Source organism: Roseovarius salinarum (genome assembly GCF_002834145.1).
Taxonomy (GTDB): domain Bacteria; phylum Pseudomonadota; class Alphaproteobacteria; order Rhodobacterales; family Rhodobacteraceae; genus Roseovarius; species Roseovarius salinarum.
Map to the genome: position 1 here is coordinate 83,695 of NZ_PHNT01000007.1, position 17,530 is coordinate 101,224.

Here is a 17,530-nt window from a genome sequence, read left to right on the forward strand (position 1 = left end):
TTCGGTCAGTGTTGCTTGGAGGCCCGGAGCCCGCCGATCAGGCGGTCGAGCAGGGTGTTGAGGTAAAGCCCGTTGGCGATGTGAACGCGCAGGCCGGCGGTCGACGGGTGGTGCGCCCAGAGCGGAAAGAGCGACTGCGCCACCGCGACCAGTGCAAAGGAGACAAGCGCCACGAGGATCAGCGCCCATTCCAGAGCCCCCGGCACCGGCGGCACCGGCAGATGCGCGCCCCACAGGCCGTTGGCCACGAGCTGGAAGGTGAAATAGGCCAGCGCCGCGCCCAGCGCGGCCAGCGCCGTGCGCTGCGTCAGCGCCGCCGGCGCGGCATCGGCCAGTCCCTGCGCGACCAGGTAGGCCACCCCGAAGATCAGGATCGCGCCCAGCGCCAGCGCCTGCGCCGATTTCGGCCCGATCAGCGTGGCGAAGCCGCCCGCGACCACCGCGTAGAGCACGAGGGCAAGGCCGAATGCCTTCGCCACCGCCCCGAGCCGCGGCACCGCGACGGGCCCCGGGCGCCGGATGGCGGCCACGGCCCGGACGGCGTTGCCCGACCCCAGGAACGCGTGCGCCTTGTAGAGCGAATGCGCGACGATGTGCAGAAGCGCCAGCGCCCACAGGCCCAGGCCGCATTGCAGCAGCATGAAGCCCATCTGGCTGACGGTGGACCATGCCAGCGCCGTCTTGATCGCGCTTTGCGTGAGCATCACGACGGCCCCGAACAGCGCGGTCAGCCCGCCTAGCATCACCAGCGCGGCCATGGCGCCGGGGCTGGCCTGAACGGCCTCGGCCATGCGGATCAGGATGACCCCGCCAGAATTGATGATGCCCGCGTGCAGCAGGGCGGATACGGGCGTCGGCGCCTCCATCACCTCGGTCAGCCAGCCGTGCAGCGGGAAGGCCGCGGTCTTGAGCGCGGCGCCCAGCACCAGCACGGCGACGGCAGCGTGCCCCGCGACGGGCAGCCCCGCCTGCGCACCGGCGGCGATGCCGGCGTAATCGAGCGTGCCGAAGGCCAGCCAGAACAGCGACGCGGCAAGCACGAAGGCCAGGTCGCCCGCGCCCCAGACCAGCGTGAACTTGGTCGCGGCGCGGCGCGCTTCGGGACGGTCCGGATAGAACAGCAGCAGCCGCCGCAGCGCGAGCCCGATGGCGGCGAAAGCGGCGACGAGCACCACGAAACTGCCAGACAGGACGAGCACGAGAACACCCGCGAGGGTGGCCAGCATCAGCGCGTGGAACATGCCCTCCCGGGGTTCTCCGTCGAGATAGGTCCTGGCGTACCGCATCACGACCCACCCCACGAATGCGACGAGCACGGACATCGTCGCGCTGACGGGATCAAGGCGCAGCGACAGCCACGCCGCCGCCCCGCCGGGAGAGACAACCGCGGGACCGCTGGCAATCATGTACACGGCACCGGCCACCGCGAGCGCCAGGGCGGACAGGGCCGCCCCCTCGGCAAGGTAGGTCAGCGCACCATTGCGCCCGGTCGGGCGCAGGAAAAAGACGCCCGCTGCCGCAAGCAGCAGAACCGGGGGCGTGAGCAACAAGAACAGATCGGGCGACATGGCGTATCTCCGGGTCGGTTTTCTGGACTGACCGCTGGAATACGCGTTGCAGGAGCATGATAAAATTATATCTTTTTATGATTTTCGTTCTATTATATGGAACTATGTCCACTCTGAACCTTCACCATCTGCGCCTCTTCCGGGCCATCGCGCACGACGGCACGCTGACGGGTGCCGCCCGAACGCTGAACCTGTCGCAATCGGCGCTCTCGACGCAGATCAGGACGCTCGAGGAATCGCTGGGCCATGACCTTTTCGAACGGCGCGGCCGGCGGCTGGTGCTGACCGAGGCGGGCCGCATCGCGCTGGACCATGCCGAGGCGATCTTTCGCACCGCCGACGACCTTGCCGCCACGCTTCGCGAAAGCGGAGGGCCGCGGCGCGCGCTGCGGGTCGGCGCGCAGGCAACCCTGTCGCGCAACTTCCAGATCGAGTTCCTGCGCCCCCTGATCGGCCGGCCAGACGTCGAGGTCGTGCTGCGCTCGGGCTCGCAGGAAGAATTGCTGCGCGGGCTCGAGGCGATGGCGCTCGACGTCGTGCTGACCAACCTCGCGCCGGCCCGCGATGCCGCCAGCCCCTACCTGATCCAGCGGATCTCGGACCAGCCGGCCGGCCTGATCGGGACGCCCGCCCGGGCGGGGACACCGCCACGCCCGCTGGCCGAACTGCTGTCCGACGAGCCGTTGATCCTGCCCACGCCCGAAACCGCGTTGCGCGCCGGGTTCGACGCGCTGACGGTGCGGCTGGGTATCACGCCGCAGATCGCGGCCGAGGCCGACGACATGGCAATGCTGCGCCTTCTGACCCGGGCCGACGTGGGCCTCGCCGTGATCCCGCCCATCGTCGTGCGCGACGAACTCGCCACCGGAACGCTGATCGAGGCCGCGACGCTCGAGGGTATGGAAGAGACATTCTTTACCGTGACCCTGCAAAGGCGGTTTCCCAACCCGTTGCTGTCCGAATTGCTGGCGCACCCGCCAGCCCCTTGACCCGCGAACGGGCGCGGCATGGGCGGTCATGCGCGCGGGGGTCACTTGATCGGTTCACCATTTCCCGCCCGTGCGATAGCGTGAGTCGCAGGCGCAAAGGATCATGTATTTGGCAGGCCACCTCATTCGCACGTCGGTCGTCGCGGTCGCCCTGGCCGTCCTGACGACGGTTGCACCACTCGGCGCAGCCGAGGTCACCCTGCTTGCGCCGGCCGCCGGTGATTCCTTGCGCCAAGCGCTCCGCGCCAGTTCCAGAACCATCACCGCTGCCGGGCGCGAAACGGCCTCCGCGCAGGATCTTCTGGCCGCGGCGCGCGCGGATTACGCGCGCCTCGTCAATACGTTGTACGATGCGGGTTTCTACGGCGGCGTGGTCAACATCCGCGTGGACGGCCGCGAGGTCGCCGAAATCCCGCCGCTTGGCGGACCCGAACGCATCGGGCGCATCACGATCGAGGTGAAAGCCGGCACGCCCTTCACCTTCTCGACCGCGCGGATCCGCCCACGCGCACCTGAAACCGAGCTGCCAGAGGCGTTCGCCCCCGGCCGGCGTGCCGATGCCACCGTGATCCGGGATGCCACGCGTGCGGGCATCGACGGCTGGCGCGCGCACGGCCACGCCAAGGCCGATGTCGCGTCACAGCGGATTACCGCCGATCACTCGAACGACAGCCTCGCGGCCGAGATCATGCTGGCGCCGGGGCCGCGCCTGAGCTTCGGCACCCTCACCGTCGAAGGCGACAGCCGCGTGCGCCCCGAACGCATCCGCGAAATCGCGGGCCTGCCCACGGGGGAGGTGTATTCCCCGGAACAAATGCGGCGCGCGGCAGAGCGACTGCGGCGCACCGGCGTTTTCAGTTCCGTCGTCCTTACGGAGGCGGAAACGCCCACGGCGGACGCCCGCCTGGGCGTCACCGCCGAGGTTTCGGATGCCAAGCCCCGCCGCATCGGGTTCGGTGGTGAACTGGCCTCGCGCGAAGGGCTCGCCGTCTCGGGCTTCTGGCTGCACCGCAACCTGCTGGGCGGCGCGGAGCGGGTCCGCGTCGAGGGCGAGATCGGAGGCATCGGCGGCGACTCGGGGGGGACCGACTACAGCCTGTCGGCACGCATCTCGCGGCCGGCCACCTTTTCGCCCGACACCGGAGTCTTCGCCGAAGCCCGGCTGGAGGAGCGCGACGAGCCTGATTACCGCGACCGCAGCTTCCAGGTCGAAGGCGGGCTTTCGCGCATCTTTTCCGAGCGGCTTTCCGGCGAAGCGGCCGTCGCCTACCGGTTCTCCGACATCGACGACGCGCTGGGCTCGCGCAGCCTCGGCCACCTGCTGCTGCCCGCGGAAATCACGCGGGACACGCGCGACTCGCCCCTCGACGCCGCCGCCGGGAACTTCCTCGAGGTGAGCGCGACACCGTTCGCGGCCGTGGGCGACGGCGATTCGGGCGCAAGGCTGCACCTGGATGCGCGCGTCTACCGCGGGCTCGGGCAGGACGGCGGCACCGTGCTGGCGGCCCGGGCGCAGGCGGGCACGGTACTCGGCGCCGGCCTTGCCGGGGTGCCGCCGGAAATGCTGTTCTTTTCGGGCGGGGCCGGCACGGTGCGCGGCCAGCCCTATCAATCGCTGGGCGTCGATCTGGGTGGTGGCCGGCAAACCGGCGGGCGCTCGTTCCTGGCCGTCAGCCTCGAGACCCGCCTGCCGCTGCAGGGCGGTTTCGGAGCGGTGGCCTTCGCCGACACCGGATTCGTCGGCAGGGACAGCTGGGGCGGCGGCAACGGCGAGTGGCACAGCGGCGCCGGCCTTGGCCTGCGCTACGATACCGGGGTCGGTCCGATCCGGCTCGACGTGGCCACGCCACTGGACGGTGACGCGGGCGAAGACTTCGAACTCTACGTCGGCATAGGGCAGGCATTCTGATGGCGCGTCTGGTTCATTTCATGATCGCACTGGCGACCGTCGCCCTGCCGGCACCGCTGGCCGCGCAGGACGACGGCGGCACCTTCCTCGAAGGGCTGATCGAGGACAGGCTGTCGACCGACGGCACGCAGGTGCGCGTCGAGGGGTTCGCCGGCGTGTTGAGTTCGGAGGCCACGCTCGAGAAGCTGACCATCGCCGACGCCCGCGGCGTCTGGTTCACCATGCGTGACGCCCGCCTGCAATGGACGCGCTCGGCGCTGCTGCAGGGCCGGCTCGAGGTCGCCGAGCTCTCGGCGGAGCGCATCGACATGCCCCGCCTTCCACGGGCCAAGGCGGGGCTCGCGCCCGAGGATTCGGCGGCGCGCGGGTTCTCCCTGCCCGACCTGCCGGTTTCGGTCGAGATCGGCAAACTGCGCGCCGGCCGGGTGACGCTGGGCGCGCCCGTACTTGGGCAGGCAGTCGCGTTGTCGGCCGACGGCAGCCTCACGCTGGCCGGCGGCGCGGGCGAGGCCGCGCTCACCGTCACCCGACGCGACGCCGAGGCACGGCTGGAGTTCGAGGGCAGCTATGCCGACGCAACCCGCCAGCTCGCCGTTGACCTGGAGGTCGAGGAAGCGGAAAACGGCCTTCTCGGCACGCTTCTGGCACTGCCCGGCACGCCGGCGTTGTCGTTTCGGGCCGAAGGCGCGGGGCCGCTGTCGGATTTCACCGCCGACGTCGCGCTCGCCACGGACGGGGCGCCCCGGCTGTCCGGACAGGTGCGGCTGTTCACCACCGGGGACGAAGGCCCCGCGCAGGCCTTCGCCGCCAACCTTACGGGCGACATGCGCCCGCTCTTTCCCGAAGAACTCCGGCCCTTCTTCGGGGGGCAGACGCGCCTCGCCGTCGATGGGCGCACCGGGGGCGAAACCGGGCTGCAACTGTCGCGCTTCGAGGCGCAGTCCGCCGCGATGGAGCTTTCGGGCACACTGGACCTCGGCCCCGCCGGCTGGCCGCGCGCCTTCGATGTCTCCGGGCAAATCGATGGAGAGGGGTCGGTCCGCCTGCCGCTGGCCGGCGCGGCAACGCGGGTCGACACGGCACGGCTGAGTGCCCGTTTCGATGCCGCCCGCGGCGAAGCATGGCAGGCCGACCTGACCGTGACGGGGCTGGAGCGCACCGGCACGCTGCAACTGGAAGAGATGCGGCTGACCGGCCGCGGCACGATGCGCCGCCGCGACGGCGGCACCGTCAACGGCACCCTCTTGGCCAAGACGGCGGGGCTGGCGCTGACGGACGCCGCGTTGCAACGGGCCGTGGGCACCGCACCGTCCGGGCGGCTTACCTTCGGTTACCGTCCGCAGGCGCCGCTGCGCGTCGATACCCTGGTTGCAGAAAGCGCCGGCGCACGCCTGACCGCCGAGGGAGAGATCGGCGCATTGGCCGACGGGGTGCCCGTCTCGGGCTCGGCGCAGCTGCAAGCGGCCGACCTGTCACGCTTCGCGGCCCTCGCCGGGCGCGACCTTGCCGGACACGGCACCGCGCAGGTGGACGGGCGCGGCACGCTGCTGGGCGGGGATTTCGATGCACAGGTCTCGGCGCGGACCGAGGCGCTGCACACCGGCGCGCCCCGGCTCGACCCGCTGCTGGCGACGCCGACGGACGTGTCGCTTTCCGCGGCGCGCGACACCACGGGCACGCGCATCCGGTCCTTGACGCTGTCGAACCGCGACGTGACCGCGACGGCGTCGGGCCAGTTGACGCCGAAGGAGGGCACGCTGGACCTTTCGGCGCGGATACGCGAGATCGCCCGTGCCGAGCCCCGGCTCGAGGGGACGGCCACCCTCGATGCCGGCATCGCCTGGACGGACGGCGGCCCCCTTCGCGCGCAGGACTTCACCGTGACGCTTGGCGCGGCACGGATGCGCGGCAGCGGGCAGATCACACCGGGCGACCCGGCGCTGCCCCTGGATGGCCGCGTGACAGTGGACATCCCGCGCCTGTCCACCTTCGCCCGGCTCGCGGACCGGCCACTGGCCGGGCGCCTCGAGCTGTCCGCGCAGGCGGCCGGTGCCCTGCGGAAAGGCGACCTGACGGTGACAGCGGATGTGACGGGCACCGAGCTGAGCACGGGCATCCCCACGCTTGACCCCGTGGTCGACGGGCGCCTCATCATGTCCGGCGAAGTGGCGCGCCGCGACGGGGCGCTCGACATCCGCGAACTGGCGATGGAAACGCCACGGCTCGTCGCCAACGCCAAGGGGCAAGCGCCGGGCAAGCCCGTCCGCCTGTCGGCCCGGCTGGCCGACCTCGGGCTGATCGCGCCGGGCTTAAGCGGCCCGCTCACGGTCGACGGTGACCTGCGGCCGACCGACATCGCGCGTGGTCGCTGGGAGGTCTCCCTGCGCGCCGACGGCCCCGGTGGCGCGCGCGCGCGCGTTTCCGGCGATCTCGCGGACTATGGCCGCGAGCTTGGGCTGGTTCTCCGCGGCTCGGCCCCGCTGGGGCTGGCGAACAACTTCATCGCGCCGCGCTCCCTGCAGGGCACGGCGGAGTTCGACCTGCGCGTGAACGGGCGGCCGAGGCTGTCCTCGGTTTCGGGGCAGGCGCGGCTGCCCGGTGCGCGGGCGGCCCTGCCCGCGCTCAACACCGCCGTGACGGGGATCACCGGAACGGTCCGGCTGGGCGGCGGTCGGGCAGACGTCGATCTGAACGGTGCCGTCCGGGCCGGAGGGCGGCTTGGGCTGACAGGGTCGGTGGCGCTTGACCCGCCGTTCCGCGCCGATCTGCGCCTGCCGCTGACGGGCGTGACATTGCGCGACCCCGGCGTTTTCGGCACGCGGGCCAACGGGCGCGTGGCCGTCGAGGGACCATTGGCCGGGGGCGCCTTGATCTCAGGGCGCCTCGACCTGGTCGAGACGGAAATCCAGGTCGCACCGACCGGCGCGGGCACGGGCCTGGAGCCATCGCGCGTCGACCACCTCAACGCTCCGGCCGACGTGAGGGCCACGCGGCGCCGGGCCGGGCTGACCGGGCGCGGCGCAAGCGGCACGGGCGGCCCGAGCTATCCACTGGACCTGTTGGTGCGCGCGCCCAACCGTGTGTTCGTGCGCGGACGCGGGCTCGATGCCGAGCTGGGCGGCAATCTGCGGCTGGGCGGAACGACAGCCAATGTCGCGCCCAGCGGCACCGTCGAGCTGATCCGCGGGCGCCTCGACATTCTTGGCCGGCGGCTCGACCTGACCGAGGGGCGCGTGACGATGCGCGGCAGCTTTGACCCGGCGCTGCGCTTCGTGGCCGAAACCCGCGCCAACGACATCACCGCCCGCGTGATCGTCGAAGGACTGGCGAGCTCGCCTGATATCACCTTCACGTCGCAGCCGGAACTTCCGCAGGAAGAGGTGCTGGCGCAAATGCTGTTCGGGCGCGACCTGGGGTCGATCTCGCCGTTCCAGGCAGCGCAGCTGGCCTCGGCGGTCGCCACGCTGTCCGGGCGCGGCGGCGCCGGGATCATCGGGAACCTGCGCCAGGCGACGGGATTGTCCGACCTGGACGTGACCACGGGCGAAGCCGGCAACACGCAGCTGCGTTTCGGCAAGTACCTGACCGAGAACATCTATTCAGAGGTCACCACCGACAGCGGCGGAAAGCAGCAGATCGAGCTGAACCTCGACGTGTCCACGTCTGTCACGGTCAAGGGCCGCGCTGACACGGAAGGCGGCACCGGGCTGGGCGTCTTCTATGAACGCGATTACTGACGGCGTGCCGGCCCGCGCCTCCATGAAGCGCGGGCCGCATTCGACATCAGGATTTCGGGCGGGCGTTCTCGGGATCGTAGAGCGGCTTGTAGCCCACGGCCGCCACCTTCATCGGGTAGGTTTCGTGGAAATACTCCATCGTCAGGTCCCGTCCCTCTTCGCACCAGTCGTGCGGCAGGTAGGCCAGCGCGATGTTCTTGCCCACTGACGGACCATAGGCGATGGAGGTGGTATAGGACCGCCGGCCCAGCTCGTCGACCAGCACCTCGCCCGTATTCGGATCCATGATCGGGCAGGCCCCCATGGGGAAGCGGGCGACACCGTTGGAATCGGTGTTCCCTTCCATCGTGAGCGTGCACAGGTACGCCGGCTGGCGGTCGCGCGCGCGCTGTTCGAGGTAGACCTCCTTGCCGAAGAAATCCGCATCCTTGACCTTGGGCCGCGCAAGGCCGGCCTCGACGAGGTTGTATTCCGTGAGAAGGTCGGCGTTCTGCAGGCGCAGGCTCTTTTCCAGCCGCCGGCTGTTGGCGTAGGTCTCGATGCCCACCGGCGTCACGCCCAGTTCGTACAGCATGTCCCACAACGGCAGGCCGTAGCTGAGCGGGAAGTGAAGCTCCCACCCCTGTTCGCCGACGTAGGAGATGCGGAAACCCGACACCGGCACCCCGCGCAGGGTGAAATCGCGCGAGGCGGCGAAGGGGAAGTTCTCGGGCGTCAGCACCTCGGGGTCATCGGCCAGCTTCTGCAGCGTCGCGCGGGCGTTGGGACCCCATACGCCGATGCAGCCCATGTGGTCCGTGCGCTCCTCGATGTGCACGGTCCAGCCCTTGTCCTCGGCCATGCGCTGCATCCAGACACGGTCGCGGTTGCCGGCATCGCCACCGTCGATCACGCGGAAGCGGTCCTCGGCAAGGCGCACGATGGTCAGGTCGGAGCGCACCCCGCCCGCGCTGTCGAGGAAGTTGGTGTAGACGCCCTTGCCGATTGGCGTGGTGCCACCGACCTTCGAGACCGAGCAGTATTCCATCAGCGCCTCGGCGTCCGCGCCGGACACGTCGTAGAGCGCGAAATGCGACAGGTTCACCATGCCGACATTCTCGGACATCTCCAGATGCTCGGCGTTGGAGACGCGCCAGAAGTGGCGCGCGTCCCATTCGGCCTCGCGCTTCGGGACGTGGTCGGCCCATTTCTCCAGGAGCCTTTCCTCGTTGGCGGCGTAGCCGTGGGCGCGCTCCCAGCCCGCGGCCTCCATGAAATAGCCGCCCAGCTCACGCTCGCGAAGGTTGAAGGGCGGCATGCGCAAATTGCGGCCCATGCTGTAGGGCTCGCGGTTGTGGACCGCCGGGTTGTAGATCTTGAAGGCGGTTTCGTAGCACCGGTCGTGAATGTAGGCGTTCGTCTTCTGGATCGGATAGTAACGCGTCACGTCGATGCCGTGGTGGTCGATCTCGGTGCGTCCGTCGGTCATCCAGTCGGCGATCACCTTGCCGGTGCCGGGGCCATCCTTGATCCAGACGGATTCGCCGTACCACAGCCCGCGCACCTCGGGCGACTCGCCGATCGACGGGCCGCCGTCGGCGGTGACCTGCAAAAGCCCGTTGAACGAATGCTTCTCGTCGAAGCCCAGCTCGCCCAGGATCGGGGTCAGCTCCATCGCCCGCTCCAGCGGCTCGATCACCTGCTCCATCTCCAGGTCGTTCTGCGAGGGCGACAGACGCGCCTGCGCCTTCTCCAGGATGTCGCGGGGGTGCACCATGCGGGGGTTCTTTTCCTCGTAATACCCCCACTCGATCTGGCCGCCCTCGGTGGTGGACGGATCGCCGGTGTCGCGCATGTAGGCCGAGTTGCCCTGGTCACGCAGCAGCGGGTATCCGATCTCCTTGCCGGTGCCGGCGAACTGGTCATAGGGGCCGAACCACAGCAGCGGGTGCTCGACCGGCATGATCGGCAGGTCCTCGCCCGCCATGTCCGCGATCAGCCGCCCCCAGAGCCCGGCGCAGACCACGACATGATCCGCCGCGATGTAGCCGCGGTGGGTTTCCACGCCGCGGATCCGCCCGTTCCGGATGTCCAGCCCCGTGGCCGGGGTGTTGGCGAAGGCCTGCAGCTTGCCGGTCTTTTCGGCCGCCTGCACCATCTCGCCGGTGACGGTCTGTGACCGCGGGATCACCAGGCCGGCGTCGGGATCCCAAAGCGCCCCCTGGATCATGTCCTCCTCGATCAGGGGAAACTTCTCCTTCACCTCCCTGGGTGACACCAGTGAAACGTTGTTGCCGAAGGCCTTGCCCGAGGCGACCTTGCGCTTGAGTTCCTCCATGCGCTCGTCGTCGCCGACCCGCGCGACCTCGAAACCGCCGATGCGGGAATAGCGGCCCAGCCGTTCATAGAAGTCCACGCTGTAGCGGGTGGTGTAGATCGTCATCTGGTCGTGCGCCGTCAGGAAACAGAAATCCGAGGCGTGCGAGGTCGACCCGATGTCGGTGGGGATAGCGGACTTGTCGAGCCCGACGATGTTGTCCCATCCCCGCTCGATGAGATGATGTGCGACCGAGGCGCCGACGATGCCGCCCTGGCCGATGATGACGACTTTAGCGCTGTTGGGGAAACTCGACATTCCTGGCGTCTCCGGTGAAAGGCTGTCTTGCGTGTTCCTGGGCATCTCGACGTTCCCCGCAGGCACGCCACGGTGCCGCGGGAGACGTTTTTGGCCCTTTGAAACGGGTGGCATCTCAAGGGTCTGGAAGGCTGTCGCGAAAACGACCGAGCGGGTTCCGTTGGCGACCGCACCGCGGACGCCGCCCGAGCCTGCCGGCAACTGCCTGGCATGACCGGCGTTTCACCGTCGCGGCAGAAAGCGGAAATGGCATCCGGCCCGTCGCCGCGCGCGAACGGCGAACGCAACGCACAGGCGCCCGTGCCCGGACGCGGCGAATCGATGTCCCGGCGCGGCACACGCGAATGTAACAATCACATGACAATGTGAACGGCGAATTAAGCAATTCCGGGTTATCCTCGTGCAGGAGGATGAAGAAACGATGCAGTCAAGACCCGTGAAACCCCTCGCCGCACTGGCGCTTGTCATTGCCCTGTCCCCGCAGGCGGCGGCCGGCCACGACCGGCCGGATTTCGAGTGGACCAGGACCGACCCCGCCTTCGAACGCACATGCACCCACTACGAGAACCGCGCGCGGTTCCTGCCGCGCGTGCGCGGCACCGCATTCGAGGCCACCCTGGCCGACGCCTGCCGCGCCGCGCTGGACACGCTCGAAAGCGGCCGCGTTGCCTCGCCCTACGAAGGCAAGCGCGCCTGGCTTTTCCTGAAGCGCCTGACCGCGCTGAAACGGGCGGTGATCGAAATGAACATGGCGCGGATGTTCGGTCCGGACCCCGCGCCGTTCGACCAGATCAAACGGCCTGCCACGCGCCTGAACGCCCCGTCGGCGGTGAGACCGGTGAACCGGTTCAGCGAATATCTGATTGCGCGCGAGATGGGTGTCGTCCGGCGCCTGAACGACTGGGCGCGCGCATCCGACTTCCCGGTTCTCGCCCTGCGATGACGCGACCCCGACAGGTCAGGTGTTGAACAGGAAATGCATCACGTCGCCGTCGCGGACGACGTATTGCTTGCCCTCCGCGCGCATCTTCCCGGCGTCCTTGGCGGCCTGTTCGCCGCCCAGGGTGACGAAATCGTCGTAGGATATCGTCTCGGCGCGGATGAAGCCCTTCTCGAAGTCACCGTGGATGACGCCGGCGGCCTGCGGCGCGCGGGTGCCGGAGGGAATCGTCCAGGCGCGCGCCTCCTTGGGGCCCACGGTGAAGAAGGTCTCAAGATTCAAGAGCTCGTAACCGGCACGGATCAACCGGTCGAGACCGGCCTCCTCCAGCCCCATCTCCTCGAGGAAGACGGCGGCCTCCTCCGGGTCGAGCTGGCTGATCTCCTCCTCGATGCGCGCGCTGATGACCACCGTGGCCGCGCCCTGCCGCGCGGCCATTTCCTGCACGGCGGCGGACTGCGCGTTGCCGGTGGCCGCGCTGGCCTCGTCGACGTTGCACACGAACAGGATCGGCTTGTTGGTGAGAAGCTGAAGATTCGCCCAGGCGCGACGGTCTTCCTCGGCCACCTCGACAAGGCGGGCGGGCTTGCCGTCCTCCAGCATCCCCTGAGCGGCGGCGAGCAGACGGTCCTGCTGCTGGGCCTCGCGGTCATTGCCCTTGAGCTTGCGCACGAGGCCCGCGCGGCGTTTCTCGATGCTTTCGAGGTCGGCCAGCATCAACTCGGTCTCGATGGTCTCGGCATCGGCCACAGGGTCAACCGTGCCGTCCACGTGGGTGACGTCGGCGTCCTCGAAGCAGCGCAGGACATGGGCGATGGCATCGACCTCGCGGATGTTGGCAAGGAACTGGTTGCCCAGCCCCTCGCCCTTGGAGGCGCCCTTCACCAGCCCGGCGATGTCCACGAAGGTCATGCGCGTCGGGATCACCTGCCGCGACCCTGCGATCCGCGCCAGTTCCTCGAGCCGCGAGTCCGGCACGGCAACCTCGCCCACATTCGGTTCTATCGTGCAGAAGGGGAAATTCTCGGCCTGCGCGGCGGCCGTGCGTGTGAGCGCGTTGAAAAGGGTGGACTTGCCCACGTTGGGCAGCCCGACGATTCCCATCTTGAAGCCCATCGCGGCTCTCCCTTGGCTCGGATGCCGCGCTCTTAAGGGCACGGCCCGCGCATGACAAGGGGCCGCGCCGGTGCATCGCGTTCAGAGAATTTCCATCCCCTTCACGTGGCAGCGCCGCCGCGGCGCCGCGGTGGCGTTGTCCGCGCCACTCGCACGCGGCGGCCGGTATCCCGATATCACGACGCGCCGCGTCATCGCATCGCCCGGAACGCGACCGCCCGCGTCGGGGCCGGACGCCCTTTGCGCGATCACGTGGTCGATGACCGCAGCCTGAACGGTGGCCAATGCCGTTGCGACCAGCCCCATCGCGGCCACCGCCGCCGCCCCCAGGCACAGCGCCGCGGCCTGGACCAGATGTCCGGGTGTCACCACGGCGAACCCCAGGGCGAGGACGCCCGCGATGCCGCCGCCGGCGGCCAACCCGAGCCCGGCACGCGCGACGATGTCCAGGCGTCTCGACACGCGCCGGCACGCACCCGATTGTTGCGGATCGTGTACCATTCAACCTCCACTCGTTTCCCGCACCGCCATACATGTTAGAGGACCGAGCGGTCACGGTTAACCCACATCCGTGGGGCACGATGCCGAACCCGCACGCCGGGCATTGATTTCCGTCCGCCTTTCGGCCAAACCCGATGCGATGACCCATGAATGAGGCTCCATATGACACGGATCGACGCGAGGTTCGCCGCGCTCAAGGCCGCCGGGAAGAAGGCTTTCGTTTCCTACGTGATGGCCGGCGACCCGGACTACGACACCTCGCTGGAGATCGTGCGCGGCCTGCCGGGGGCGGGCGTGGACATCATCGAATTGGGGCTGCCCTTCACCGACCCGATGGCCGACGGCCCAACGATCCAGTTGGCCGGCCAGCGCGCGCTCGAGGCAGGACAGACGCTCGAGAAGACCCTGGAACTGGCGCGCACGTTCCGAGAGGGCGACGACGAGACGCCCATCGTCCTGATGGGATACTACAACCCGATCTACAGCCGCGGCGTTGAGCGGTTTCTCGAGGATGCGAAGGCCGCGGGGATCGACGGGCTGATCGTGGTGGACCTGCCCCCCGAGGAGGACGAGGAACTGTGCATCCCCGCCGCGAAGGCCGGGCTGAATTTCATACGGCTGGCCACGCCCACAACCGACGACAAACGCCTGCCCCGCGTGCTGGAGAACACCAGCGGCTTCGTCTACTACGTCTCGATCACCGGGATCACCGGGGCGGCCGCCGCGGACGCGTCGGAGGTCGCGCCCGATGTTGCACGCATCAAGGCACAGACCGAGTTGCCGGTCGTCGTGGGCTTTGGCGTGCGCACGCCCGAAACCAGCCGCGACATCGCCGCCGTGGCCGACGGCGCGGTGGTCGGATCGGCCATCGTGGGCAAGATCGGCGCGGGCGAGGCACCGGCGGCGGTACTCGACTTCGTCAAGGGACTGGCCGAGGGTGCGCATTCGGCGTGACACCGCCAGCCCCTTGAAATCTTTGCAGCAATTTTCCATTTCACCGGTGAAAGGAAAGCGGCCCGAACCGGCGGGCCGTGCAAGGCTGTCTCGTGGAACGGCTTTTGTGAAAACGCAAAGGAGGTTGACGATGACACCCACTTTGACACCCTGGAAAACCGACATGACACCGATGGCAGACCGCTTCGCAAGCCGCGGCAACGATCCGTTCCTGGCGCTGCACGGCGGCATGAACCGGCTGTTCGACGAAGTCCTGCGCGACTTCGGGATGACGGGCAGCTGGCCACACGTCGACATCACCGACAAGGACGACGAAATCGTTGTCGAGGCGGAACTGCCCGGCATGGAAGAAAAGGATGTCGAGGTCATGCTCCGTGACGGTGTCCTGACCCTGCGGGGCGAACGCAAGGACGAACGCAGCGATGAGGGGCATCGTGTCACCGAGCGGTTCCGTGGCCAGTTCGAGCGCCACATCCCGCTGGGCGCCGAGATCGACGAGGACAAGGTGTCGGCGCAATTCGCCAACGGGGAACTGCGCATCACCCTGCCCAAGGCCGAGAGCGAGGCGCCCGAGGCCAAGAAGATCGAGGTCAAGCGCGCCGCTTGACCCGCACGGAGTCCCGGCATCAGGGGGGCGCGCCCGCGCAGGCGCGCCCCTTTCATGCGTGACCGTCAGCCCAGGATCACGTCGAGCAGCATCATCACGACCAGCCCCACGACCAGACCCGTCGTCGCGGCGTTCTGATGACCGTGCCGGTGCGTTTCCGGGATGATCTCGTGGCTGATGATATAAAGCATGGCACCGGCGGCGAAGGTCAGTCCCGGCGCCAGCATCTGTTCGGAAAGCTGCACCGCGCTCACCCCCAGCAGCCCGCCCACGGGCTCGATCAACCCCGTGGCCAGCGCGACCAGAACCGCGACGCCCGGGCGATACCCCTGCCCGCGCAGCGCCACCGCGACGGCAAGGCCCTCGGGCGCGTTCTGCAGCCCGATCCCGGTGGCCAGCGACAAACCGTTGGCCATGTCGCCACCGCCGAATCCGACACCGACGGCCATGCCTTCGGGAAAGTTGTGGATGGTGATGGCAAACACGAACAGCCAGATCCGCGACAGTGCGCCCGGGTCGGCGCCTTCCGGGCCGGTCACGAAGTGGCGATGGGGCAGGACCGCGTCGAGGACGGCCACCAGCGCCGCCCCCGCGCCGATACCCAGAGCGGCCACGATGGCCGCAAGGGGCGTGGACCCATACACCGCCTCGCCCGCCTCGATCCCCGGCAGGATCAGCGAGAAGTAGGAGGCCGACAGCATCACGCCCGCCGCGAAACCCAGCATCGCGTCGGACGCCCGCTGTGACACGCTCCGTCCGAACAGCACGGGAATCGCGCCAATGCCCGTCATCAGCCCCGCGACCAGGCTGGACAGGACGCCGACAAGGATCATGCTCATGCGCCAATCCTCGTGCGGGCTGTCACGGGCGCCGACGCAGGATGTGCGTGGCCGTGTAGGTCATGACCACCGCATCCTCCTGGTTGAGGACCTCGTAGGCGATGACGGCGCGGCCGCGGTCGGGCCGCGAGCCCGAGAACCGCCGCGACACGACCCGCCCTGTCGCACGCAGCGTGTCGTCGGGGCGCACCGGCACCAGCCAGCGAATGTCGTCCATGCCGGGCGACCCCATCGAGGCCTTGTTCCAGATCCCCGCTTCGAGCGTGAGGCGAAACGCCACAAGCATCGTGTGAAACCCGCTGGCAATGATCCCGCCATAGGGCGAGGCGGCGGCCGCCTCGGCATCGAGGTGAAAGGGTTGCGGATCCCACTGGCGGGCGAAGTCCACGATCTCTGCCTCGTCCAGCGTTCGGCTTTCGGTTTCGAAGGTGAATCCTTCCTCCAGATCGTCGAGATACATTCGCGCTCCTGCCCTTGGCACCGTCGTGCGCGATCCTGCCCCGGTCTTTCGGATTGCGCAATGCATGGCGGATTGGTAAGCCAAATTAGCCAATTTCCGGGGGACTGTCGCCCATGCCTGCCATCACCAATATCGAAGACCTCAGGCAACTCTACGAACGCCGCGTGCCGCGCATGTTCTACGACTACGCGGAAACAGGCAGCTGGACCGAGCAAACCTTTCGCGAGAACACGACCGATTTCCGCGACATCTACCTGCGCCAGCGCGTCGCCGTCGACATGGCCGGGCGCAGCACGAAAAGCACCATGGCGGGCCAGGAAGTCGCGATGCCCGTCGGGCTCGCGCCCGTGGGGCTGACGGGGATGCAGCACGCCGACGGCGAGATCAAGGCCGCCCGCGCGGCCGAGAAGTTCGGCGTGCCTTTCACCCTGTCCACCCTGTCGATCTGCTCGATCGAGGACGTGGCCGAGAACACCGAAAAACCCTTCTGGTTCCAGGTCTATACCCTCCGCGACGAGGCGTTCATGAAGCGGCTGTTCGAGCGCGCGGCGGCTGCCAAGTGCTCGGCGCTGGTGATCACCGTGGACCTTCAGGTCATGGGCCAGCGCCACAAGGACATCAAGAACGGGCTGTCGGCACCGCCCAAGCTGACGCCGAAGTCGGTGGCCAACATGATGACCAAGGTCCGCTGGGGTCTGGGCATGCTGGGCACCAAGCGGCGCGAGTTCCGCAACGTCGTGGGCCATGCCGAGGGCGTCAGCGACCCCGGCTCGCTCGCCCGCTGGACGGCCGAGGCATTCGACCCCTCGCTCGACTGGGAGAAGATCAGGCAGTTCCGCCGCATGTGGGATGGCCCCGTCATCATCAAGGGCATCATGGACGCGCGCGACGCGCGCGAGGCGCTGAACGTCGGCGCCGATGCCATCGTCGTGTCCAACCACGGCGGCCGGCAGCTCGACGGTGCATTGAGCGCGATCCGCGCGCTGCCGTCCATCATGGACGCCGTGGGCGACAAGATCGAGGTGCACCTCGACGGCGGCATCCGCTCGGGCCAGGACGTGCTCAAGGCCGTCGCGATGGGGGCCAAGGGCACCTACATCGGGCGCGCCTTCACCTACGGGCTGGGCGCCATGGGCGAGGCGGGCGTGACGAAGGCGCTCGAGATCATCCACAAGGAGCTCGACACATCGATGGCGCTGTGCGGGCGAACCGACGTGACCGGCCTCGACGAGGATATCCTGCTGGTGCCGGAGGATTTCGAGGGCCGCTGGAAAAGCTGATCTTTGACAGCCTGGC

General features: G+C 68.8%; 13 protein-coding genes. 7 read left to right on the forward strand and 6 right to left on the reverse strand.

Features of this window, described 5'->3' with window-relative positions; translation table 11 throughout:
* Positions 1-5: 5 nt before the first annotated feature.
* On the reverse strand, positions 6-1,568 hold the full coding sequence (locus tag CEF10_RS08520; protein WP_101067719.1) for a proton-conducting transporter transmembrane domain-containing protein: 1,563 nt from the start codon (positions 1,566-1,568) through the stop codon (positions 6-8).
* A 104-nt stretch (positions 1,569-1,672) separates the two neighbouring features.
* Between CEF10_RS08520 and CEF10_RS08525 the strand changes: the two genes are divergently transcribed.
* From CEF10_RS08525 to CEF10_RS08535, 3 genes are all read left to right on the forward strand, one after another.
* Positions 1,673-2,557, forward strand: coding sequence for a LysR family transcriptional regulator (locus CEF10_RS08525; protein WP_101067720.1), 885 nt, complete (start codon positions 1,673-1,675; stop codon positions 2,555-2,557).
* A gap of 103 nt (positions 2,558-2,660) precedes the next feature.
* The gene (locus tag CEF10_RS08530) at positions 2,661-4,466 is read left to right on the forward strand and encodes an autotransporter assembly complex protein TamA (protein WP_101067721.1); all 1,806 of its coding nucleotides are present in this window, start codon (positions 2,661-2,663) and stop codon (positions 4,464-4,466) included.
* Positions 4,466-8,203 (forward strand): translocation/assembly module TamB domain-containing protein, encoded by a 3,738-nt coding sequence (locus CEF10_RS08535; RefSeq protein WP_101067722.1) that lies wholly within the window; start codon positions 4,466-4,468, stop codon positions 8,201-8,203. Before CEF10_RS08530 ends, CEF10_RS08535 begins: the two co-directional genes overlap by 1 nt.
* Positions 8,204-8,249: 46 nt before the next feature.
* Here CEF10_RS08535 and CEF10_RS08540 read toward each other — a convergent pair whose 3' ends face one another.
* The gene (locus CEF10_RS08540) at positions 8,250-10,817 is read right to left on the reverse strand and encodes a GcvT family protein (protein WP_101067723.1); all 2,568 of its coding nucleotides are present in this window, start codon (positions 10,815-10,817) and stop codon (positions 8,250-8,252) included.
* Positions 10,818-11,238: 421 nt separating this feature from the next.
* On the opposite strand from CEF10_RS08540, the gene CEF10_RS08545 reads away from it, so the two are divergent.
* Positions 11,239-11,760 carry a hypothetical protein gene (locus CEF10_RS08545; RefSeq protein ID WP_232796444.1) on the forward strand — a complete coding sequence of 174 codons (522 nt, stop codon included), beginning with the start codon at positions 11,239-11,241 and terminating at the stop codon, positions 11,758-11,760.
* A gap of 15 nt (positions 11,761-11,775) precedes the next feature.
* Here CEF10_RS08545 and ychF read toward each other — a convergent pair whose 3' ends face one another.
* Both ychF and CEF10_RS08555 read right to left on the reverse strand, forming a co-directional pair.
* A complete protein-coding gene (ychF, locus tag CEF10_RS08550; protein ID WP_101067725.1) occupies positions 11,776-12,873 on the reverse strand; it encodes a redox-regulated ATPase YchF in 1,098 nt (365 codons plus the stop codon).
* 81 nt (positions 12,874-12,954) lie between these two features.
* Entirely contained in the window at positions 12,955-13,335 is a 381-nt protein-coding gene (locus tag CEF10_RS08555; RefSeq protein WP_157932982.1) for a hypothetical protein, read from the reverse strand.
* A 201-nt stretch (positions 13,336-13,536) separates the two neighbouring features.
* Between CEF10_RS08555 and trpA the strand changes: the two genes are divergently transcribed.
* Both trpA and CEF10_RS08565 read left to right on the forward strand, forming a co-directional pair.
* Positions 13,537-14,328 carry a tryptophan synthase subunit alpha gene (trpA, locus tag CEF10_RS08560; protein ID WP_101067727.1) on the forward strand — a complete coding sequence of 264 codons (792 nt, stop codon included), beginning with the start codon at positions 13,537-13,539 and terminating at the stop codon, positions 14,326-14,328.
* 130 nt (positions 14,329-14,458) lie between these two features.
* Positions 14,459-14,935 (forward strand): Hsp20/alpha crystallin family protein, encoded by a 477-nt coding sequence (locus tag CEF10_RS08565; RefSeq protein WP_101067728.1) that lies wholly within the window; start codon positions 14,459-14,461, stop codon positions 14,933-14,935.
* 65 nt (positions 14,936-15,000) lie between these two features.
* Here the strand turns inward: CEF10_RS08565 and CEF10_RS08570 are convergent, their stop codons facing one another.
* Both CEF10_RS08570 and CEF10_RS08575 read right to left on the reverse strand, forming a co-directional pair.
* Complete coding sequence (locus tag CEF10_RS08570; RefSeq protein WP_232796445.1) at positions 15,001-15,774, reverse strand: ZIP family metal transporter; 774 nt, start codon at positions 15,772-15,774, stop codon at positions 15,001-15,003.
* Positions 15,775-15,796: 22 nt separating this feature from the next.
* Positions 15,797-16,234, reverse strand: coding sequence for a MaoC family dehydratase (locus CEF10_RS08575; RefSeq protein ID WP_101067729.1), 438 nt, complete (start codon positions 16,232-16,234; stop codon positions 15,797-15,799).
* 113 nt (positions 16,235-16,347) lie between these two features.
* Here CEF10_RS08575 and CEF10_RS08580 point away from each other — a divergent pair, with 113 nt between their 5' ends.
* Complete coding sequence (locus tag CEF10_RS08580; RefSeq protein ID WP_101067730.1) at positions 16,348-17,514, forward strand: alpha-hydroxy acid oxidase; 1,167 nt, start codon at positions 16,348-16,350, stop codon at positions 17,512-17,514.
* Positions 17,515-17,530: the final 16 nt, after the last annotated feature.